The organism is Methylophaga lonarensis MPL (genome assembly GCF_000349205.1).
Classification (GTDB): domain Bacteria; phylum Pseudomonadota; class Gammaproteobacteria; order Nitrosococcales; family Methylophagaceae; genus Methylophaga; species Methylophaga lonarensis.
Genome location: NZ_APHR01000040.1, coordinates 43,292 through 64,680, shown reverse-complemented (window position 1 = coordinate 64,680; position 21,389 = coordinate 43,292). Strand labels below are relative to the sequence as shown.

24 protein-coding genes are annotated in these 21,389 nt (G+C 49.5%); 16 read left to right on the top strand and 8 right to left on the bottom strand.

All coding sequences use genetic code 11. The features are described from left to right. Nucleotides 1-202 precede the first annotated feature (202 nt). The 4 genes from MPL1_RS08165 to ybaL form a co-directional block, all read right to left on the bottom strand. The gene (locus MPL1_RS08165) at nucleotides 203-796 is read right to left on the bottom strand and encodes a DUF2726 domain-containing protein (RefSeq protein WP_009726655.1); all 594 of its coding nucleotides are present in this window, start codon (nucleotides 794-796) and stop codon (nucleotides 203-205) included. A 66-nt stretch (nucleotides 797-862) separates the two neighbouring features. Then, entirely contained in the window at nucleotides 863-1,789 is a 927-nt protein-coding gene (locus MPL1_RS08160) for a patatin-like phospholipase family protein (RefSeq protein ID WP_009726654.1), read from the bottom strand. Between the two features lie 321 nt (nucleotides 1,790-2,110). Continuing rightward, on the bottom strand, nucleotides 2,111-3,484 hold the full coding sequence (locus MPL1_RS08155; RefSeq protein WP_009726653.1) for a ribonuclease J: 1,374 nt from the start codon (nucleotides 3,482-3,484) through the stop codon (nucleotides 2,111-2,113). Between the two features lie 32 nt (nucleotides 3,485-3,516). Continuing rightward, complete coding sequence (ybaL, locus tag MPL1_RS08150) at nucleotides 3,517-5,208, bottom strand: YbaL family putative K(+) efflux transporter (RefSeq protein WP_009726652.1); 1,692 nt, start codon at nucleotides 5,206-5,208, stop codon at nucleotides 3,517-3,519. 410 nt (nucleotides 5,209-5,618) lie between these two features. On the opposite strand from ybaL, the gene MPL1_RS08145 reads away from it, so the two are divergent. The 8 genes from MPL1_RS08145 to MPL1_RS08110 all read left to right on the top strand — a co-directional run bounded on the left by MPL1_RS08145 (nucleotide 5,619) and on the right by MPL1_RS08110 (nucleotide 12,114). After that, on the top strand, nucleotides 5,619-5,906 hold the full coding sequence (locus tag MPL1_RS08145) for an OadG family protein (RefSeq protein WP_009726651.1): 288 nt from the start codon (nucleotides 5,619-5,621) through the stop codon (nucleotides 5,904-5,906). Nucleotides 5,907-5,946: 40 nt separating this feature from the next. Continuing rightward, nucleotides 5,947-7,737 (top strand): sodium-extruding oxaloacetate decarboxylase subunit alpha, encoded by a 1,791-nt coding sequence (gene oadA / locus MPL1_RS08140; protein ID WP_009726650.1) that lies wholly within the window; start codon nucleotides 5,947-5,949, stop codon nucleotides 7,735-7,737. 10 nt (nucleotides 7,738-7,747) lie between these two features. Further along, on the top strand, nucleotides 7,748-8,878 hold the full coding sequence (locus MPL1_RS08135; RefSeq protein ID WP_009726649.1) for a sodium ion-translocating decarboxylase subunit beta: 1,131 nt from the start codon (nucleotides 7,748-7,750) through the stop codon (nucleotides 8,876-8,878). A 57-nt stretch (nucleotides 8,879-8,935) separates the two neighbouring features. Next, nucleotides 8,936-9,151 (top strand): RNA-binding S4 domain-containing protein, encoded by a 216-nt coding sequence (locus MPL1_RS08130; RefSeq protein ID WP_009726648.1) that lies wholly within the window; start codon nucleotides 8,936-8,938, stop codon nucleotides 9,149-9,151. Between the two features lie 71 nt (nucleotides 9,152-9,222). Next, complete coding sequence (locus MPL1_RS08125) at nucleotides 9,223-9,588, top strand: metalloregulator ArsR/SmtB family transcription factor (RefSeq protein ID WP_009726647.1); 366 nt, start codon at nucleotides 9,223-9,225, stop codon at nucleotides 9,586-9,588. Then, nucleotides 9,585-10,067: an arsenate reductase ArsC gene (locus MPL1_RS08120; RefSeq protein ID WP_009726646.1), complete on the top strand. Its 483-nt coding sequence runs from the start codon at nucleotides 9,585-9,587 to the stop codon at nucleotides 10,065-10,067. Before MPL1_RS08125 ends, MPL1_RS08120 begins: the two co-directional genes overlap by 4 nt. Nucleotides 10,068-10,069: 2 nt before the next feature. After that, nucleotides 10,070-11,101 carry an ACR3 family arsenite efflux transporter gene (gene arsB, locus MPL1_RS08115; protein ID WP_009726645.1) on the top strand — a complete coding sequence of 344 codons (1,032 nt, stop codon included), beginning with the start codon at nucleotides 10,070-10,072 and terminating at the stop codon, nucleotides 11,099-11,101. Between the two features lie 8 nt (nucleotides 11,102-11,109). Continuing rightward, nucleotides 11,110-12,114, top strand: a complete 1,005-nt coding sequence (locus MPL1_RS08110; protein WP_009726644.1) for an ArsJ-associated glyceraldehyde-3-phosphate dehydrogenase — start codon at nucleotides 11,110-11,112, stop codon at nucleotides 12,112-12,114. 1 nt (nucleotide 12,115) lies between these two features. Here MPL1_RS08110 and alkB read toward each other — a convergent pair whose 3' ends face one another. After that, complete coding sequence (gene alkB, locus MPL1_RS08105; protein WP_040577012.1) at nucleotides 12,116-12,754, bottom strand: DNA oxidative demethylase AlkB; 639 nt, start codon at nucleotides 12,752-12,754, stop codon at nucleotides 12,116-12,118. A 152-nt stretch (nucleotides 12,755-12,906) separates the two neighbouring features. On the opposite strand from alkB, the gene MPL1_RS08100 reads away from it, so the two are divergent. Both MPL1_RS08100 and MPL1_RS08095 read left to right on the top strand, forming a co-directional pair. Next, a complete protein-coding gene (locus MPL1_RS08100) occupies nucleotides 12,907-13,320 on the top strand; it encodes a hypothetical protein (protein ID WP_009726642.1) in 414 nt (137 codons plus the stop codon). A gap of 209 nt (nucleotides 13,321-13,529) precedes the next feature. Continuing rightward, nucleotides 13,530-14,633, top strand: coding sequence for an alkene reductase (locus MPL1_RS08095; protein WP_009726641.1), 1,104 nt, complete (start codon nucleotides 13,530-13,532; stop codon nucleotides 14,631-14,633). A 44-nt stretch (nucleotides 14,634-14,677) separates the two neighbouring features. On the opposite strand, the gene MPL1_RS08090 is transcribed toward MPL1_RS08095, so the two are convergent. After that, on the bottom strand, nucleotides 14,678-15,079 hold the full coding sequence (locus tag MPL1_RS08090; protein ID WP_009726640.1) for a DUF6694 family lipoprotein: 402 nt from the start codon (nucleotides 15,077-15,079) through the stop codon (nucleotides 14,678-14,680). 190 nt (nucleotides 15,080-15,269) lie between these two features. Here MPL1_RS08090 and MPL1_RS14315 point away from each other — a divergent pair, with 190 nt between their 5' ends. Beyond that, nucleotides 15,270-15,665 carry a porin gene (locus MPL1_RS14315; RefSeq protein ID WP_161604016.1) on the top strand — a complete coding sequence of 132 codons (396 nt, stop codon included), beginning with the start codon at nucleotides 15,270-15,272 and terminating at the stop codon, nucleotides 15,663-15,665. A gap of 23 nt (nucleotides 15,666-15,688) precedes the next feature. Next, entirely contained in the window at nucleotides 15,689-16,468 is a 780-nt protein-coding gene (locus MPL1_RS14310; RefSeq protein WP_040577010.1) for an OprO/OprP family phosphate-selective porin, read from the top strand. A gap of 3 nt (nucleotides 16,469-16,471) precedes the next feature. Here the strand turns inward: MPL1_RS14310 and MPL1_RS08075 are convergent, their stop codons facing one another. After that, nucleotides 16,472-16,999, bottom strand: a complete 528-nt coding sequence (locus tag MPL1_RS08075) for a glutathione peroxidase (RefSeq protein ID WP_235045556.1) — start codon at nucleotides 16,997-16,999, stop codon at nucleotides 16,472-16,474. 156 nt (nucleotides 17,000-17,155) lie between these two features. Between MPL1_RS08075 and MPL1_RS13860 the strand changes: the two genes are divergently transcribed. The 3 genes from MPL1_RS13860 to MPL1_RS08065 are packed head-to-tail and all read left to right on the top strand — an operon-like array spanning nucleotide 17,156 to nucleotide 19,412. Beyond that, nucleotides 17,156-17,734 (top strand): hypothetical protein, encoded by a 579-nt coding sequence (locus MPL1_RS13860; protein ID WP_200858796.1) that lies wholly within the window; start codon nucleotides 17,156-17,158, stop codon nucleotides 17,732-17,734. An 8-nt stretch (nucleotides 17,735-17,742) separates the two neighbouring features. Beyond that, nucleotides 17,743-18,741, top strand: coding sequence for a sensor histidine kinase (locus MPL1_RS08070; RefSeq protein ID WP_235045557.1), 999 nt, complete (start codon nucleotides 17,743-17,745; stop codon nucleotides 18,739-18,741). Continuing rightward, the gene (locus tag MPL1_RS08065) at nucleotides 18,738-19,412 is read left to right on the top strand and encodes a response regulator transcription factor (RefSeq protein WP_009726638.1); all 675 of its coding nucleotides are present in this window, start codon (nucleotides 18,738-18,740) and stop codon (nucleotides 19,410-19,412) included. Before MPL1_RS08070 ends, MPL1_RS08065 begins: the two co-directional genes overlap by 4 nt. A gap of 52 nt (nucleotides 19,413-19,464) precedes the next feature. Here the strand turns inward: MPL1_RS08065 and MPL1_RS08060 are convergent, their stop codons facing one another. Next, a complete protein-coding gene (locus MPL1_RS08060) occupies nucleotides 19,465-19,923 on the bottom strand; it encodes an SgcJ/EcaC family oxidoreductase (protein ID WP_009726637.1) in 459 nt (152 codons plus the stop codon). A gap of 149 nt (nucleotides 19,924-20,072) precedes the next feature. Between MPL1_RS08060 and MPL1_RS08055 the strand changes: the two genes are divergently transcribed. Further along, on the top strand, nucleotides 20,073-21,389 hold the full coding sequence (locus tag MPL1_RS08055) for an OprO/OprP family phosphate-selective porin (protein ID WP_009726636.1): 1,317 nt from the start codon (nucleotides 20,073-20,075) through the stop codon (nucleotides 21,387-21,389).

The window sequence follows — 21,389 nt, the reverse complement described above, 5'->3', positions numbered from 1 at the left end:
ATGGGATTATGTTTTGAGACCCATTCCTCAATTAGTCACGACCCATCATCGGAAAATAATCAATAACAAACAAGATAGATAAAAACAATCCAGCATTAAATGAATTGTCCAGATAAACCAGCATACAGTGCGACTCTCAAGAAGCTGGTTGTGGCGTTGGTGGGCTGGGAATCTGTCGGTTCAGAAGTGAACGCGCAAAGTTCTAGTTTGAGCGACGTTGGCGCTCAGCACTGTCCTCGGGCTCTATCACTACTTTGAAATCAATTTCTACTTCCGGCTCCGACTCAAGCGACGCCTGAGCTGGTGGTGTAACCGCAGTGCTTATCAATTCAGAAAGTTCTTCGGCGTCATAGACTGGCATGGTATCCAGACGAATGTAGGGCACTTTGGCATTGCTGAGCACTTCCCGGCTGAAAACATCACGCGGTTTTCTTGAACGATGAGGGTTGCTGTCATCCAGCTCGATGACACAGGCAATCTGACTGTTCTCGGCATCGGTCAGCAAAAAATCGACCTTACGTTTACTCAGGCGCTCGGTAGCACTGGCCCATAGGGATTTATTGATGTTCTTATCGACAGCAATGATAGACGACAAGCGAACTTTGCAATGCACATCGTAGCGCTCGCCAACCGCTTGCTTGATGGCCTTGAAGCAGAGGTATTCATTCTGATTAAGCAACGATGGATGTTTGATGTAAGGGATTGTCTGTTGCTTTTGCTTATCGCGGCGACGATTACTCCAGAGCAAAAACAACCCAACTAAAATTACTAAAAAAATCAGTATGATAAATTCCATATCTTCGATTCAGCTCACAATTGGATGCGCAAGTTTAAGTAAGGAACAGCTGGCTGACAATCATCATCAACCTCGGCCCAGACACAGCTCTATGTCAGGCAGAATTTTTTCAACACAGGCGTAGCCTTCTTCAATGGCTTCCGCTGCCCGATAAAATTCGAGTAAGCCGATATGTGATAAGCGAGGCTGCAGTAACACATCTGGCGGATCGCCTGCCATTCGGCTTCGTGTGATTCGATCCTGAGCGATGTTGATGGATGCTGCAATGGTATCAAACAATGCCGGCGGCTGTTGCTCGTCGTGCCCACTGGCAAACAGACGCTCTTTTTGCTTACCAACATAGTCACTCAACTTGTCGAATAAGTTAAAATCATCGGGCGGTTGTTCGGCTGGGACAGTTTGTTGTAGATTTCGTTCAAAGTGCTTGCCTACGATATCACCATTCAAATTAACAGCAATGACTACGTCAGCTCCCAGTGCCCTGCAGACCGAGATTGGCACCGGGTTTACCAGCCCTCCATCAACCAGCCAGTGATCATCAATCTTGACGGCCGGAAATAAGCCCGGAACTGCCATGGAAGCCCAGACAGAATCAAGCACAGATCCTGAGGTATGCCAGACTTCTCTTCCGGTATTCAGTTGTGTGGCGACGTTGGCATACTTCACTTGCAAATCACTGATCTGCAGTGCTTCGGCCGCCACATGATCGCTCAAAAAAGCATGTAGCCTTTGTTGGTTGATAAATCCGGTAAAGCCTGTATTGATAGTGAAATAACGCGCTGTCTGTAATCGTGTCAGCTTCATCAATGCCTGCTCAAGCACGCTCATGTTGCCTGCCGCATAAGCCGCTCCCACCAGTGCACCAATTGAGCTGCCTGCGACAATATCAGGTCGAATTTTTGCTGCCTCAAGTGCCTTGAGCACACCTATGTGAGCCCAGCCTCGGGCAGCACCACTTCCCAGAGCCAAACCGATTTTCAACCTTGCCTTCATGCTCATCCTTTTTTGCTTACCCCAGCATACTTATTGCTAAAGTGTTTGAAAATCAAACCGCTATAGTAGTTGTAACGATAAACAGGCCTTGGTAATGAACGAGATTCCCAGACTTTCTCAACCGCTATTCGTATACACGCCTAGTACGCAGGTCACTGTCCCCGTGCCCAAAGTTGAAGACAGAACGCCCGATGAATCCGGTCAGGAAAGACGCAGACAGTACGAGCGCAGACATCACAGGAACCAAAAAGTCACCATCGAACGAAGAGTCTCGTCAGACAGGCGTGCACCTCGTCTCGACGTAAAAGCCTGACGCTTATCTCATATCCGAATCAGTTTGCCGTTTTTCAGGCCTAGTCTTCCCGCTTTAACCGCATTTCTGCGAATCCCTGGCACCGGTGCGATGAGAAACAAGTCACCATTGAGCCCCAGCAGTTGTAATCTGACACCCACCGATTTTGCAATGCCAGCATTGGCTTTAAGGTGCTGCATCTCACCATGAACCGGGATCGCACAATCAGGCTTTACCCACTGATACATAGACTTCAACTCATCTGCCGCGGGGTGTCCGGAGGCATGAATTGGCAAACGACTATTCTCCGCTGTAATGATATCAACCTGCTGGCTCTTTAACCGTTCAATCATGGCAGCGATAGCACGTTCATTGCCTGGAATGACTTTTGAACTGAATACTACCGTATCCCCCGGCTCCAGTTGCATATCCCGATAACTGCGCATACTGAGTCTGTTGAGTGCTGTTCTCGGTTCTCCCTGACTTCCGGTCGCCACCAGCAGGAGCTTGTCCGCCGGGAGATATCCCAAATGTTTGGAATCAACCAGCGTCTCAGTTGAGTTCCATAAGCCGGTACTTCTTGCCGCCGACAGTGTGTTTAAGAGTGATCGCCCCAACATGCCGAGATGTCGCCCCGTTTCCGCTGCAATTCTGGCAAGGGTGTGTAACCGGGCTATATTGCTGCCAAAACAAGCGACGACAACACGCCCTTTGGCATTTTCAACATGCGTTTTCAAACCCTGATAAAGGTCGGCTTCCGAACCTGACCAACCTTGCACATTGGCATTGGTGGAGTCACACACCATTGCTGCAATCTGCTCTTTGGCCAGACGCTGAAACATTTTTGAGTCATAGGGCTTACCCACCACCGGTGCGGCATCCAGTTTCCAATCTGCGGTGTGAAATACCTTACCTGCTGGCGTTGTAATAAGTAATGCAAAAGGTTCAGGGATTGAATGTGTCAGCCGCAACCATTCAACACGAAAAGGTCCAATATCGACGATAGCATTGGCTTCCACGATAGTCACTGGCACCTCGTCTGCCAGGCCGACCTCCAGCAATTTTCTACGCAGCATCTCGGCGGTGAACGCCGTGGTGTAAACCGGACATTTTAATTTCGGCCAGAGATGCGCAACGGCCCCGATGTGATCTTCGTGTGCATGGGTAATCACCAGACCGTCCAGCAATGACTGCCTATCGACAATGAACTGAGGGTCGGCCATTTGTACATGCGGTCTATCCGAAACAATCACCTCGCCATCCAGATCCGTTTCAGCATCGAAAGTGACACCACAATCAACCATCAACCATCGTCCGTTATGACCGTATAAATTGAGATTCATACCGATCTCGCCGGTTCCACCAAGAGGTAAAAACCATAAATCATCCGCCGATGGGTTCATTGATTTTTCTATTCCGTTGCTTGAATTACTTACTACTGAGCTTGCATACGCTCGCTGATATGCTGGCTGATACTGCTGGCGAGTGCATCCTCACTAAAAAAGACGGTGCCAATATTGTCCTTGTGTAACATCTCGGCTTCTTCCTCGCTGTAAGTACGCAACACTATTTCAATCTCAGGGTTCAGTTTTTTGGCAGTTGCAACCATATAGCGGACATTGACCGCATCGGGCATGGCCACCACCATCATTGCCGCATTGGTAATGTGCGCCTGAATCAATACCGCAGGATCTGCCGCATTACCCTCAACTGCAGGGATTCCACGTTTACGCAGGGCTTCCACCTGCTCGCGGTTTTGCTCTGCCACCACGTAAGGAATATTCAGTTGACTCAGCATCTCCGCAACCCGACTGCCAACACGGCCAAAACCGACAATGACGACCTGATCTTTAAGGTACTTCGATGGTACGGACATAGGCAGTTCAGCAAAAGGTCCCTGACGTCGCTCAAGCTGACGCGCCAATGAAGACCGGGACAATACCCATTCGCGTGCAGGCTTGATGGTGCGAAACAACAGAGGATTGATCGCAATGGAAATAATGGCACCTGCCAGTACCAGGTTTAGCGCTTCCGCTGGCAACAGGCCAAGCGTCAGGGCAAGTCCAGCCAGAATAAATGAAAACTCACCTATCTGTGCCAGACTCGCGGCCACCGTTAACGCTGTGTTGAGTGGATAACGAAATGCCAACACGATCACCATCGCTGCAATTGATTTTCCGAGCACGATAATCACCACGGTAGCCAATACATGAATTGGTTCTGCGAAGATCACGGACGGATCGAACAACATACCTACTGCAACAAAAAACAGCACTGAAAAAGCATCACGCAATGGCAATGATTCACTGGCGGCTCGATGGCTGAACTCTGATTCTCTTAACATCATGCCGGCAAAAAATGCGCCAAGTGCAAATGACACACTAAACAACGCCGCCGCTCCCCAGGCAATACTGATAGCGGCAGCAATCACTGCCAGAGTGAATAGCTCTCTGGACCCTGTTCCTGCGATATGCCAGAGCAGCCAGGGAATCAGCTTACGCCCTGCAATCAACATCACAGCCATAAAAGCGGATATTTGAATTGCCACCTTGGCAATACTCTGCCAGAGGGGCAAATCGCTCTGAGCAACCAGCTGACTGCCTAATAAACCAGCCAAGACTGGCAACATCACCAATACCACTACGGTGGCAATATCCTCGACAATTAACCAGCCGACCGCAATACGCCCGTTCACACTGTCTAGCGCACCTTGCGCTTCCAAACCCTTTAACAGTACTACCGTGCTGGCACATGATAGACACAAGCCAAATACAAGACCGACAGACCAATCCCAACCCCACCAGATAGCCACCAGCATTCCGAGCACGGTGGCAAAGCTCATTTGCACAATCGCCCCGGGAATAGATATTTTGCGCACTGACATCAGATCTTTGATCGAAAAGTGCAAGCCGACACCGAACATCAATAACATCACTCCGATTTCAGAGAGTTGAGCTGCAATTTCAATATCAGCAATAAATCCCGGTGTGTGCGGGCCGATAATGATGCCTGCAAGCAGATAACCTACCAGTGCCGGAATTTTGAGTCTTTCGGCGATAAAACCGATAATGAGTGCTAGACCGAAGCCGGCAGCCAGTGTGCTTATCAGAGGGACATGATGTTCCATCTAAAAATCCAAATGTGTCGTGAACTTGCATCACAGCAAAGGCAGGCCATGCAGAATCTAACTGCGAACCAAGCGGAGTGCCATGTCCATTCAGCACCCTGGCTTTACCAGAGTGTCGGTTCTGTGGTGCTTGTGGCCATCAATGCCGAGAGGTTCATTCAGGCAATTCTCGTCCTGTGTGGGTAACCTGAACCAAGGCTCGATAAAGATGGTTATTGACTATTCAACAGAGCTTGCAGCCATTATTCTGTTTCGTTTTGCTAATCGTCAAGCTGATACAGTCACTCATCGAAGAGATTGTCAGGAAACATCGTGACAGTGCTCAAGAATGTTATAATGGCTCGTTAGGTCAACCTGTTTTGTGACTGTTCAGCTAACAGGTTCATCAAAAAATTGTGAGGTTCGAAAAGATGGATGATTACAATCTGCTGACCGATGGTCTCAACCTGATGATGCTCGGTATGGGCTTTGTATTTGTGTTCCTGACCGTGTTGGTGCTGGCAACCACCATAATGTCGTGGGTCATCACAAAATATGAAAAAAGCGTCGGCAAATTACCAGAAGAAGGCATTCCTGCGCCGACCGCAGTGCTCGCTCACAGCAAACTGGAAAAACCAGCCAGACTTGCTTCTGACCAGCCCATCATCCCTATCCTCACTGCGGCCATCCACAAATACCGCCGCAACAAGAAAAACTGATCCCAGATTTCATAATTAAATCCAATCCAAGGCCATGAATATGACCGAAGCAAAGAAGCCCCTAGGCATCACCGACGTTGTTCTGCGTGATGCCCACCAATCGCTGTTCGCAACACGGATGCGACTTGATGACATGCTGCCCATCGCTGACAAACTGGATCAAGTTGGCTTTTGGTCAGTCGAAAGCTGGGGAGGCGCAACTTTTGACGCCTGTATCCGCTATTTGGGTGAAGATCCCTGGCACCGCATCCGCAGTCTGAAGGCTGCCATGCCAAACACCCGCCAGCAAATGCTGCTGAGAGGACAAAATCTGCTGGGCTATCGTCACTATGCTGACGATGTCGTTAGAAAATTTGTAGAGCGTGCTGCCATTAACGGCGTTGATGTATTCCGGGTGTTTGACGCGATGAATGATCCGCGCAACCTGGAAGTGGCTATCAAGGCCGTACTGGAAAACGACCGCCATGCACAAGGCACCATGGCCTACACCATCAGTCCGGTTCACACGCTGGATATGTGGGTTGAAATGGCCAAGCAAATCGAGTCGATGGGCGCCAACTCACTATGCATCAAAGACATGGCTGGACTGTTAACCCCCTACAGTGCTTTCGAACTGGTCAGCAGCCTCAAAGCTGCCGTCAACATCCCTATCCACATGCACTCTCACGCGACCACCGGTTTGTCCACCGCCACTATCATGAAAAGTGTTGAAGCCGGGGTTGACCATATCGACAGTGCCATTTCTTCAATGTCGATGACCTATGGTCACTCAGCCACAGAATCCATCGTGTCCATTTTCCATGGCACTGATCGTGATACCGGGCTGGACATCACCTTACTTGAGGAGATCGCCGCCTACTTCCGTGAAGTCAGAAAGAAATATGCCAAGTTTGAAGGCTCGCTGCGTGGTGTTGACTCACGCATTCTGGTAGCTCAAGTGCCGGGCGGAATGTTGACCAATATGGAAAGTCAGCTACGCGAGCAAAATGCACTCGACCGAATGGATGAAGTATTACTTGAAATTCCCAGAGTGCGCGAAGACCTCGGTTTCATCCCGCTGGTCACTCCAACCTCCCAGATCGTCGGCACACAAGCCGTTATCAATGTCCTCACCGGCGAACGTTACAAATCAATTACTGAAGAAACAGCAGGCGTATTGCGCGGTGAATATGGCGCAGCTCCCGCACCTTACAATCAGGAGCTTCAAGCACGAGTGCTGGCCGATGGTCAGCAAGTCATTGATTGCAGACCGGCGGATCTGATCGAACCAGAAATGGAAAAACTGACCAGCGAACTGGTTCAGCTGGCTGATCAAGAAAACATCAAGCTTGAGCAAGGCGACAGACAAATCGATGATGTGCTGACTTATGCCCTGTTTAGTCAGACAGCCGTAAAATTCCTGAAAAATCGTGACAATCCCGATGCTTTTGAGCCTGTTCCCACTCAGGAAACAGCCGCGCAGAGCGGAGCATCAAGCAGCTCAGCTCAGTCATCAGGCCCTGAGACATACACCGTCAATGTCAACGGTCAGTCTTATGTCGTTGAAGTCAATGCAGGTGGCGATATCAGCCAGGTAGCGACCACAACGCAAGCACCAGCAGCAACACCTGCTGCCAGTGGAGAACCCATCAGCGCTCCACTGTCTGGAAATATCTGGAAAGTCTTAGTGAGTGAAGGACAGGAAGTTCAGGAAGGTGACGTACTGCTAATTCTTGAAGCGATGAAAATGGAAACTCAAATCGTCGCATCAAAAGGCGGCACTGTAAGTTCAATCATGGTCAAACCGGGCGACAGTGTTAAAGTCGGCCAAACCCTGTTGTCTGTCGGCTGAGGATCTCTGAATGGAAAAGTTTTTGCAGTTATGGGAAAACACCGGCCTGTATCAGATCGAACTCGGTCAGGCGGTGATGATTGCGATTGGCATGCTGTTGCTTTATCTGGCAATCAAGAAAAACTTTGAACCCCTGCTGTTAGTACCGATTGGTTTTGGTGCGGTACTGGCAAATATTCCGGCTGCCGGCATTGCCGAGCCGGGTGGTCTGCTTCACATGATGTATACCATCGGTATCGAAAGCGGTGCCTTTCCATTACTGATTTTCATGGGCGTCGGCGCAATGACCGACTTTGGTCCGCTATTGGCAAATCCAAAAACCCTGTTTCTCGGTGCGGCCGCTCAATTCGGTATCTTTGCAACACTCGGTGGCGCAGTTCTGCTCTCCTACTTCGGCATTTTTGATTTCAGCCTGGGTGATGCCGCAGCAATCGGTATTATCGGCAGTGCCGACGGCCCAACCGCGATTTACGTGGCCAGTAAATTGTCTCCAGACTTACTGGGTGCCATCGCCGTAGCGGCTTATGCCTACATGGCGCTGGTACCGCTGATTCAGCCGCCGATCATGCGTGCACTGACTACAGAAGCTGAACGCAAGATTCGCATGCATCAGCAACGTCATGTCTCGCAGCGCGAAAAGATTCTGTTCCCGCTGTTACTGTTGATACTGGTCGCGTTTCTGCTGCCAGATGCGGCTCCCCTGCTGGGAATGTTCTGTTTTGGTAATCTGATGAAAGAATGTGCGGTTGTTGATCGTTTAAGCAATACCACACAGAACTCACTTATTAATACCGTGACCATCTTCCTGGGACTCGCCGTGGGCTCAAGATTACATGCCGAGTCGTTCCTGAACCCAACCACACTGGGAATTTTGTCACTTGGTATCGTCGCTTTTGCCATTGGTACTGCTGCCGGTGTCATCATGGCGAAAATCCTCAACAAAATCATCAAGGAACCTATCAACCCGCTAATCGGCTCTGCCGGTGTTTCTGCTGTACCTATGGCGGCAAGGGTTTCCAACAAACTTGGTCTGGAAGCTGATAAACACAACTTCCTGCTGATGCATGCCATGGGCCCCAATGTCGCCGGTGTTATTGGCTCTGCGGTGGCCGCAGGTATCCTGATCAACTTTGTCAGCTGATATTCACTCCAAAAGGCAGCGTTCTCCGCTGCCTTTTGACTTCCACATGAACAGGCCATGATCAACACGACACACGTCCAGCTCAAACAGTCTCCTACCGAACTATTCAAAATACTCAAATTTGAGGGCATCGCCTCGTCGGGAGCCGAAGCCAAGCAGATGATTGCCGACGGCATGGTCAGCGTTAATGGCGAAACCGAGCTACGCAAGCGACGCCAGATCGTTGCTGGCGACATGATTCAGATAGACCAGCAGCAACTGCTTATCAGCTAACATATTCGTATTTTCATATATTCGGGAAATCGAATATAATATACCAGTCCCTTGGTTCTGAGTGATTGCGCATGTCTGAAAATATCCTTGATCCGCTCACCCTGTTCAAAGCGCTTGCTGATGATACTCGCCTGCATTGCTTGCTACTGATTGCTGCCGAAGATGAGTTATGTGTCTGTGAACTTATCGAGGCATTGCAGCAGGCTCAACCGAAAATATCACGCCATCTTGGTCAGTTGAGACGGCTTGGTTTACTGCTCGATAGACGGCAGGGCCAGTGGGTGTACTATCGACTAAACCCTGAAATGCCGGAATGGGCGCAATCAGTTATCAGCAGCACGCTGACCCATGCGCCCGCATCATACTCAGAAGCAATCCAACGCTTACAGGAGATGGGCGAACGCCCTGCTCGCTCAGTTAACTGCTGTTCTGAATGAAGCTTGAGCCAGTGAGATTACTTTTTCTCTGCACACATAATGCCTGCCGTAGCCAATTGGCTGAAGCCCTGACCCGACATCTGGCAGGCCCTGAAATTGAAGTCGCCAGTGCCGGCAGCCAGCCCAGCCGGGAACTGCATCCGCTGACCTTGAAGATCCTTTCTGAACGGCAGATCGATCACAGTAATTTGTACAGCAAAAGCTGGGATCAATTATCTGACTTTGATCCTGATATCGTCATCACTGTCTGTGATCAGGCTGCAGGCGAGAGCTGCCCTGTCTGGTTCGGCAAAGCGATCAAGGCACATTGGGGGCTGCCTGATCCCAGTCGTATTGATGATGCCGAACAGCAGAACAAGATTGTCAGCCATGTCATGAAGACACTGGACAACCGTATCAGCCGCTTGCTTGCATCAAATATCACCACGCTGGATAAACAAGCACTGTCTGAATTATTGCATCAACTGGAAAAGTGCTGACTATGGGGAGTTTTGAACGTTTTCTCAGTCTCTGGGTCGGCTTAAGCATTGTGCTCGGCGTCATACTGGGCAATATCGCACCCTCGATCTTTCAACTGATTGCTGACTGGGAACTGGCCCATGTCAATCTGCTGGTCGCTGTCCTTATCTGGCTGATGATTTATCCAATGATGGTGCAGGTGGATTTTACCGCTATCAAACAAGTCGGCCGTGCGCCGCAGGGCCTGTATCTGACATTGGTGATCAACTGGTTGGTTAAGCCTTTTACCATGGCCGCCATTGGCTGGCTGTTTTTCAAAGTACTTTTTGCGCCCTGGGTTGACCCGCAGTCCGCCGATCAATATATCGCCGGCATGATTCTGCTTGGCGTGGCGCCTTGCACGGCAATGGTGTTTGTCTGGAGCCAACTGGTCAAAGGCAATGCCAATTACACTCTGGTTCAGGTATCCGTCAATGATGTGATCATGATCTTTGCCTTTGCGCCAATTGCAGCATTGTTGCTGGGCGTCACGGATCTGACAGTGCCCTGGGAAACACTGGTTTTGTCAGTAGCACTATATGTTTTATTGCCGTTACTGGCAGGCATCTACACCCGTAAATTAATGCTGGATCGTGGCGGCGAGGCCAGATTGTCTGGCTTTCTCGCCAGAATAAAACCATGGTCAATCACCGGGCTGCTGGCGACCGTAGTACTGCTGTTTGGCTTTCAGGCTCAGACCATTCTCAATCAACCGCTGGTGATTGTGCTGATTGCCATCCCACTACTGATTCAAACCTACGGCATATTTGCACTGGGCTATTTTGCCGCCTTGAAAATGAAACTGGAGCATGAAATAGCGGCACCAGCCTGCATGATCGGCACATCAAACTTTTTTGAGATGGCCGTTGCTGTGGCTATTTCACTGTTTGGTCTGCACTCAGGCGCAGCATTGGCAACAGTAGTCGGCGTTTTGGTTGAAGTCCCGGTCATGCTGTCACTGGTTTACTTTGCCAATCGAACTCGGCACTGGTTTTCCGGGAATTATCAGAAATAGGAGTTTTTATGTCGATCAAGGTGGGGATTAACGGCTTTGGCCGAATTGGACGACTGTGTTTACGTGCCGCCTGGGCTAGGCCGGATATTGAATTTGTGCAGATCAATGATCCTGCAGGCGACACCGAGGCCCTGGCACATTTGCTTAATTTTGACTCGGTGCATGGTCGATGGCAATTTGAAGCAATCGCCAACCACAACACTCTCATCGTCGATGGTCAACAGATTGCTGTCAGCCATCATCGCTCCATTGCCGAAACAGACTGGTCTCAATGTGATGTCGTCATTGAAGCTTCGGGCAAAATGCGCGATACAGCATTACTGGAACAGTATCTGAAACAGGGCGTGAAACGGGTTGTTGTCACTGCACCCGTCAAACAATCTGGCGTGCTGAATATTGTGATGGGTGTTAATGATCATCTGTTTAATCCCGCCGTTCATCAGATAGTCACAGCAGCGTCTTGCACGACGAACTGCCTGGCACCAGTGGTCAAGGTCATACACGAAAACCTTGGCATCAAACATGGCAGTATGACCACCATCCATAATCTAACCAATACCCAATCCATTCTCGACACGCCGCACAAGGATCTGCGGCGGGCACGAATGTCGGGCAACAATCTAATCCCCACCACCACCGGCAGTGCCACCGCAATTACCGAAATCTTTCCTGAATTGAAGGGACGACTCAATGGTCATGCCGTGCGAGTACCACTGGCCAATGCCTCACTGACCGACTGCGTGTTCGAGGTTGAAAAAGCCACAGATGCTGACACAGTCAATCAACTGCTCAAACAGGCCGCTGAGCAGGAGCTGAAAGGCATTCTGGGTTATGAGAGCCGGCCATTGGTTTCCTGCGATTTTCGCGGTGATCCTCGCTCCAGCATTATTGATGGCCTATCAACCATGGTCATTAATCAGACCCAGGTGAAAATCTATGCATGGTATGACAATGAATGGGGCTACAGCATGCGAACTGTCGAGCTGGCACGAAAAGTCGGACTGGCCGCCTAAGCTACAAGGCCCGGCGAAAAGTCAGATTAACTCTATATGGACCAGTCAGCGGATCATCTCCGGGATAGATTTTGCTGATGCCATGAAAATACTTGCGTAACGGCCCACCCCAGACCAAAACATCACCATGTTCCAGGAGAATGGACTGTGTCGAAGAATTACGTCGCTCGCCACCAAACAAAAAGTTGGCTGACAAGCCCAACGACACTGAGACAATCGGCTGTGCAAAATCCCGCTCATCCCGATCCTGGTGCAACCCCATTTTACTGGCGATTCGATAACGGTTAATCAGACAAATATCCGGGGAGAACCCCTCAAACCCGGCTCTTGACGCAGCCTCACAGGCAAATTCATACAGAGTTACAGGCATCAATGGCCATGGTTGATCTGTCAGCGGATCTCGATTGACATAGCGATAGCCCTGCCGGTCACTGACCCAGCCCACCGTTCCACAATTAGTGATTTCAGCAGACATCCACTGTCCTCCGGGCGTCTGCATTTTCCTGAATGGCGATTGTCTGCTGATTGTCATCACCGACTGCCAGAACTGGGATGCCTGCGCGGTCGCCATGCCTTTTATCAAGGTCAATGACGGTTGTAACTCAATCATTTCATCATCAAACAAGTCCATGATTGACATTCTGAGTGATGAAGATGGATATTGAAAGCTGAATCAGGCTTCACTCTGTCTTCACGCCTGGTGCTTGATTCTGAACGCTAGCAAAGCGTGAACTTTGCTGGAAGATATTGATAACTGACTGCGATGATGCAGATTGTACCCAGGAATGCCCCATGAAAACCCAACTGATGGCTTTGTTGCTGATGTTTCCACTACTCGCTCAGGCGGGCGCCGTATCGCAACTGGGTACGGGCGATCCGCTTCGACTGGTTTATGTCGAAATGCAGTATCTGTATCAAACCGGCATGCAAATCAAACAGCAATACAATTTCGACGATCCCATGCAACAGATGCAATGCCAACGCCAACATGGTTATATCCTGGCACGCGCCAGCTCATTGGTAGGCACCGCAGGTCAAGTCCCTGAACCGCATCGTGATCGGGTGATTGATGCCGGTTGGTATGCCTATGCCTGTGTTCGTTGTAGTGGTGATATTTCGCATTGTGAAAAACTGCCTGAAGAGATGGCCTTCATACGGGAACTGCTCACTCAACCATCAAGCTCTGAACAAGCAGACAGCGAGTAGCTTAAGCTCAGGTTGAGTCGGCCTGCCCGACTCGGTCCGCCTTTCCTGATGTTTCTGATAACTCACAAATTATTCTCAATACAAGAACAAACTGTTCTACAAATAAGCCTTTATAAAAGTTTCTGCAACGATAAACTCATTCAGCAATCGTTTCTGCATTCGAGGGCTTGTTCATCTTATTAGCCCCCAGTTCCGCCACAGGAGTCCCAATGAATCACAGTAATGCCCAACCAACAAACCTGTTATCCCCCATTCAGATCGGCGATCTGACCTTGAAAAACAGAGTAGTCATGGCCCCTTTAACACGCAATCGTGCCGGTGAGGGTCTGGTGCCGACAGAAATGAACGTGACTTACTACCGCCAACGAGCCAGTGCAGGACTTATCATCAGTGAAGGAGCACAAATTGCGGATGATGCATTGGGTTACCCGCTGACACCCGGCATTCACAGCCAGGCTCAAATCGACGGATGGAAAAAAGTCACAGATGCTGTTCATGCCGAACAAGGATTGATTTTTGTTCAACTCTGGCACTGTGGACGCGTCTCTCACTCATCAATGCTGCCAAACGGACAATTGCCCTACGCGCCCTCGGCCATCAAGCCTGCAGGCGAAGTCTTTACCTATGAAGGCCTGAAACCTTACGAGACTCCTCACGAACTGAGTGTTGATGAAATTCAACACATTATCGAACAGTATCGTCATGCTGCTCGCTGTGCCAAAGAAGCCGGTTTTGATGGGGTTGAAATTCATGGTGCCAATGGTTATCTGCTGGATCAGTTTTTACGCGACGGCACCAATAAGCGTGAAGATCAGTATGGCGGCAGTGTCGAAAATCGCGCTCGATTGTTGATGGAAGTGACTGAGGCTGTCTGCGAGATATGGGATTCAAAACGTGTTGGTATTCGTCTGTCGCCGCTGCAACCTTTCAACGACCTCTATGATTCCAACCCGGAAGCGACTTTCAGCTATGTTGTCGACCAGTTAAACCGATTCAAGCTGGCATATTTACACATCACTGAGATGGGTGCTGAAACACTAGGAGCTGCCGGTCCCTATTTTGACATCAGTCAGTTACGTCAACTGTGGAATGGTGTCTATATGACCAATAGCAACTACGATTATTTTTCTGGCAATGAAGCGCTGAGCTCCGGCAAAGCCGATCTGATCTCCTTCGGCAAGTTGTTCATCGCAAACCCGGATCTACCGGAGCGATTTGCCAACGATGCGCCATTGAACGAACCTGACCCGAACAGTTTTTACGGCGGCGATGAGAGAGGATATATCGACTATCCCTTCCTCAAACAAGCTTGATACACATAAAAAAACCGGCTTAGCCGGTTTTTTATGTGTCAGGTTTATTGTCCGTATTGATGAATCAACTGGTAGGCGGTTTTACCATCCATCGCCAGTTTCATTTCAGCATCAACTGCCGACATCAGCCAGTTCGTGCACTCCATCTGTTCATTGACATCAGCCATTTCACCATTGGCGCATTGTTGATGGCGAACAGGATCTTCTTCTGCCAGCCGCTCCTCAACCACAGCCATGGTATTCATCATCAGCATGTTCAGTGATTGTGCCAATTGATGCAGCTCCTGTTCGGAAAGGCTGGCACGAATCTGCTTCAAACTCTCCTGAATGCTGTCTTGATCCGTCATATCGATCACAGGAATTCGATTTTCAACTTCAGCGGTCTCGCTGCTACAGCCAATCAGTGCCACCACAGCCAGCACCAGTATATGTTTTGATAGTTTCATGAATAATCTTTGAAAAAATAGCGGAAAAATTCTCAACAGCCAGTGCTACTGATCCATTGCAGTCTAATCAATATGATTTGCTCAAGATAGCGTTTCGGCAATGTCAGGATAAATTCACTAACAACCTCGGGAAGCCAGCCTTTATCCTATGGCACTGGCTGAGCTGTCAGCCATTGGAAAGGAGTCTGGATTGTCGTTTATTACCCGTACTTTTATCTGCCTTTTACTGCTGTCTGCCAATCCGCTGCTGGCCGAAGAGTCAGCCAAAACAGCAAAATGTCAGCTACCGCTGTGTTACCAATCAGCAGATTCACAATTTGCCTGGCAGCTTGGAACACGATTACAGCTGGATGCTGGCTGGTTTGATAATGATCGTCATAGCGACTTTTCCGATGGCACTAATGTGCGCCGTGCCCGGCTGAATGCCAAAGTCGACTTTGGCGAATACTGGATGATGGATCTCACCTATGATTTTGCCCGTGACGGCCGTTCTGCGATTCGGGATGCCATATTGCGATATCGAAACGACAATGGCTATCGCTTCACTCTTGGTCATTTCAAAGAACCATTTGGCCTGGAACGCTGACCAGCGTCAGGGATTTAGCCTTTATGGAACGTTCGCTGAGCAGTCTGCTATCGCCAACACGAGCTTTTGGTGTAGAACTGCATCATCACAGTCGGCACCATACCCGTGCTATCGGTATCTTTCGAACAGGCACCGAAACTGGCTTTGCAGATAGCCGCTATGGCATCACAGCCCGCACGACTTTCGCCCCGCACAGCGATGATGGTGATATTCAACATTTTGGACTCGCCGTTGCCTATCGAAACAATGCCAGTAGTGGTGAAATGCGACTTCGCCAGCGCCCGGAAACCCGTATCAGTGACACTCGCCTGATTGATACCGGTAATTTTTTTGCCCGTGATTACTGGTTATTCGGACTGGAAAAAGCCATTGCCATTGACAGCCTGGCAGTTCAGGCAGAAGTCAATTATTTGCTGGTGCCGGATGCCAGACTCGATCAGCAGCCCGGTAAACACACGCTGGGTTTTTATGGTTGGCATGTTGATCTGTCATGGATTCTGACGGGTGAACCGCAACCATATAATCACGAAAAAGGTACATTCGGTCGCCTGAAACCAGCACGTAATGTTCAACACGGCGGTCCCGGGGCCTGGCGAATAGGGTTACGACTGAGCAGTCTGGATCTGTCAAACCGGCATGTCAGCGGCGGTCATCAATACAATGCAACACTGGGATTGAGCTGGATCCTCAATCCCAATATCAGCGTGCTGACAGAATACGTCAAAGTACTGCGAATCAGAGACAATGATCAGCGCGGCGCCAATCCGGCCCTGGTTCAGGCACGCTTGCAACTGGTCTACTAGGAACTACTGCAGCAAGGCCTCAATCGCTGAAGTCAGCTTTTTATCAGACGGTTTGACCCGACTGGAGAAATGCTCTACAACCTGCCCCTGCCCATCGAGCAGGTATTTATTGAAGTTCCAACCCGGCTCCTTGCTCTGGGCATTAATGGCCTGAAACACCGGGTTGGCTCGCGAGCCTTTGACAAAGCTTGGCGAAATCATGGTGAAGGTCACGCCAAAATTTTCCTGACAGACTCTGGCCACTTCGGCTTCATCGGCTGCTTCCTGATTAAAATCATTGCTGGCAAAACCAATCACATACAAACCTGCATCCTTATATTGCTGATGCAGTGCCTCCAGGCCTTCAAACTGTTTGGTAAAACCACAATGACTGGCAGTATTCACCACCAACAGTGGCTTGCCCGCTGCCACCTCGCAGAGATTCACCGTGTCATTGCTGTGTAATCTGGGCAAATCGAAGTTCAGAAAGTCCGGACACTCGCTTGCGGCACTGGCCGATACAGAAAAACTCAATAGCGCTAAACTCATCATCGTGGGTTTCATAACATACCTCGCTGGTTGGGGGCTTGATTGCTTATTCACTAATGACAATTGAAACTGCCAAAGGTTGAGCCAAAAACAGCCCGGGATTTTTAGCTTCGTTTGCTTTTCTATAAACTGTCATCACTCGCTTAATAGGAGAAGCCTTTGTTCAGGCATAAACTCTATCTGGCATTTTTTCTGCTGCTGCTGATTACCTTGCTTCAAACCGGTCTTGCCGTTTGGGTTTCAGGAGTGGCAAGTTATCACGTTGAACGCAGTCGAATCGCCAACCAGATGCTCAGCGAATTCATCTCGCTCGGCGCCGATAAACAACGATTAAAAGTCTGGGTCGCACAGGCACTGCTGGTCAAGGAGTCGCCAATCTATCAGCGAGACAATTACCTTCGGCAAATGAATAACCAGCTGGTAAATCTCAATGCGCTGATATTGCATGACCAAAGACTGGCTGAATCTGCCGAGGATTATGCCGCCATCAGCCAACAGATGAAGACGCTGTCAATCCTCGAAACCAATGTTCAGGCTCTGCAACGCAGCCTGGAAGAAAAAGACGCTCAACCTCTCTCTGACCCTGATTTATGGCGACTGCTGATTGAAATATTCGACAATCTGGAAGGACTGGATCTCAAGCATGTCATAGCTGAGGCCATCGATTTGCAACGTCAGCGTTCTGCAAAAGCCGAGACTGCCGCTGCCGAAGCACTGAGCCGGTACGTAGCCTGGTGATTGGCGTGATGATTTTTGGCAGTATCACGGCTATTTTGCTGGCACTGCTGTTATCTCGCTCTTTGTATCGACCACTTGAGCAACTACTCAAAGGCACCTCGGCACTGGCGGATGGCGACCTCAGCTATCGACTCCCCGAACAGGGTCATTCAGAGTTCACCATGCTGTCGCGCAGCTTTAACCAGATGGCCGCCAGCTTGCAAAACTCGCTCAAGAAGGAAGAAGAACACTCAAGACAGATCGAACAAAAAGTCACTGAGCGCACACGCCAGCTGCAACACGCGATTGAACAACTACAATCTGCCGAACAGCAGCAAAAGCGTTTTCTGGCTGACGTCAGTCATGAACTGCGCACGCCGGCCACGGCCATTCGTGGTGAGGCAGAAATCAGCCTGCGAGGACAGGACAAATCGCCGGAAATCTACAAAGAGAGCTTGCTGCGCATTGCAGACACGGCCAATCAACTTTCTGACAGGATTGATGATCTGCTGATGTTGATTCGCGGTGATCAGGAAATGCAATTACGCCTGCGTTCGGTGACCGTTGAGCAACTTGCTCAATCACTTTCAAAACAGGCAGCGGCAGCACTGATGCAACATGGCATTACCCTGCACAGTTTTGAATATATCCCTGATGAAAAGCTCCATAACGCACTGCTGATCGATCTCGACAAGATTCAACAAGCCGTGATTATCGTACTGGACAATGCTGCCAGATACTCGCCAGCCAAAACGCCTGTTGCACTGACAATTCAAGTCGACAGCGTTGTGGAAATCATTATTGCAGATAGCGGTATTGGTATTTCAGACGATGATCAACAGCATATTTTTGACCGCTATTTCAGAGCAGATGGCGCTCGTAAACTTAGACCCGATGGGCTTGGGATCGGCTTGTGCCTGTGCCGTTATATCATTGAGTCACATCATGGCCAGATAGCCGTGGAAAGCACACTCGGAGAAGGCACCCGAGTGAAAATCGAATTACCTCTCATGGATGAACACGAATGAATGTATTGATTGCAGAAGATGATCAGAAAGTCGCTGACTTTCTCTATCGTGGGCTCAAGGCCGAAGGCTATTTTGTCTCGGTAGTCAGTGATGGCGACCATGTACTGTCAGAAACCATAGCCCGGCAGCCCCGCGTGTTGATTCTGGATCGCATGTTGCCAAACAAGGATGGTGTGACGATATGTCAGTTAATTCGCGCTCAAAAACTGCCCGTAAAAATCCTGATGTTGTCAGCACTGTCTGATGTTAATCAACGCATCGAAGGCCTGCGTAATGGTGCCGACGATTATCTGGGCAAGCCATTTGCGTTTGAAGAATTACTGGCGCGCATTGAAGTGCTGGCCAATCGCCACTTGAATGCCACTGAATCGAGACTGCTGCAATTTGCTCATCTGGAACTGGATCTGGACACTATGCAGGCAAAGTGCAAGGGATCACTGCTTAATCTGACAGCCACTGAACTGCGCTTATTGGAATTACTGATGTCTGCACCGCGCAAGGTATTCAGTCGTGAACGGATTCTGACCAACGTCTGGGAAGCAAATGCCGACCCACTGACCAATGTCGTAGATGTCTATATCAGAAGATTACGCCGCAAGATTGATGAGCCCTTTCAAACTCAGTACATAAGAACCATTCGCGGCATGGGTTATTGCCTGAGTGATGAATAAAAAAGGCCGGCAAAATTGCCAGCCTTTTCGATTTATTCAGTGATTGCCGAACTTATTCAGGCATTGCTGATGAATGGTGATGGCGAATCAGCCATTGGCCATCGACATAGTCGTAGATATAGCTGTAGCGAGCCTGGACCTGTTCACCATCATCGAAGGTAAAGGTATAAATACCCACGTCTGATGCTGAATTGCAGCTGCGTGTAATCACTCGTTGGTCAATCACACCTTGCGGCTTTTTCTCAAGGAAATCAACAAAATAAGCTTCGATTGTTTCCGTGCTGGTGCGCATTTCATTGGAAACGGTTGGCAACAACACTGCATTGTCCAGATAGTTGGCGGCCACCTTTGCAGGCTCACCGGTTGCCAGCGAGGCATTCCAGCGTTCAAACAACTGAGCCACTTCATCTTCCGTTGGCATCACACATGACTGCGCCACATCTGCGCTTACATGCAGTGGCAAAAATGCCATCATCACTGCCAGAGGTGCCCATACCAATTTCGTCTTCATCGTAAAACTCCATGCTTTGTTGAGGAGTTGCCTATGTTATAGCGTCAAGATGAACAGAAATTTGTCACAACATTAACATCTGATGAACAGGCAATTGCTTTCCTATACTGACCCTGCAGCATACATATCAGCAGTATCAAGGAGCGCATATGAACAGATTCATCTCGTCCAGCCTGGCTATCGGCAGCTTGTTAATAACAAGTCCCGTCATGGCTGAAACTCAGCAGCTCAGTCGTTTGATTGAATTACTTCACCATAACGGCAACCTTTCAACGCAAGACTATCAACAACTGATGGCGGCTGTCAGCCCAGCTGAACCCACAAAAGCTCCAGATACGGTCACACTAGATGCCAACGGTTTAATAGTCGAAAGTCATGATCAGGCATTTGCCGTCAAAATTGGCGGTCGATTACATACCGATTACGGCGTGATCAAGCAAGCATCAAGCAGTCGTGAAACAGATGCCCGAATCCGTAACGCCAGGCTGGGCATGCAAGGACATGTTCATAATGACTGGCAATACAAACTGGAATTTGATTTTGCCGGCAATCAGACCAATGCAACCGATCTGTTTATTGGCTATAGCGGATTTGATGCAGTCAATATCACGCTGGGCCGCCACAAGATGCCCAGCGGACTGGAAGCATTGACCGGTATTGGCAATATAGGTCTGATGGAACGCAGCTTGCCCAGTAATCTGTTCAGCGCTGGCAGGCAAAACGGACTCAGCCTGACTGGCGGCGGACAATCCTGGTCATGGGCAACCGCCGGTTGGCTGGGCGAATCCCGAGCGAATTATCAGGACAGTCGCTATGGTATCGGTTCTCGCCTGAGCTATGCTCCCTATAGTCGCGATCAGCAGCATTTGCATCTGGGTATTTCATCCTACTACCAGAATTATCGTAATACGCATTCAGATGCGGGACGGCAATACCGGGATCTGACCTTCTCCAGCCGACCTGAAATCAGCATTGCCAGTGCAGATCTTTTCCAAAGCAGACTGGAGTCAGTGCGAAGCAGCCAAACCTATGGACTGGAAGCGGCCTATATTCGCGGTCCATGGTCCATGCAATCGGAATGGTTTCAACAGCAGATCAACAGTGCAGGACAGCATCGCCAGCAACAGGGCTGGACGATTGCCGGTAATTACATGCTGACTGGAGAAAGCCGCGGTTATCAGGCATCCACAGGTCGTATTGGTGGAATTCGACCGGCACAAGCACTCAACGAAGGTGGCTATGGTGCCTTTGAGCTGGTGGTGCGTTATTCAGACGCCCATCTTCAAGGGCAACACAATGGCATACGTTCAGATAATAAAGCCGAGTTATGGACCGTGGGCTTGAACTGGTACGCCACTCAATCGGTGCGTTTTATGGCTAATTACAACCATGTTGATCTAAACCAGACGGCACAAACCAAACAACAAGCCAAAGCCTTGCAGATTCGCGGACAGCTGGTGTTTTAA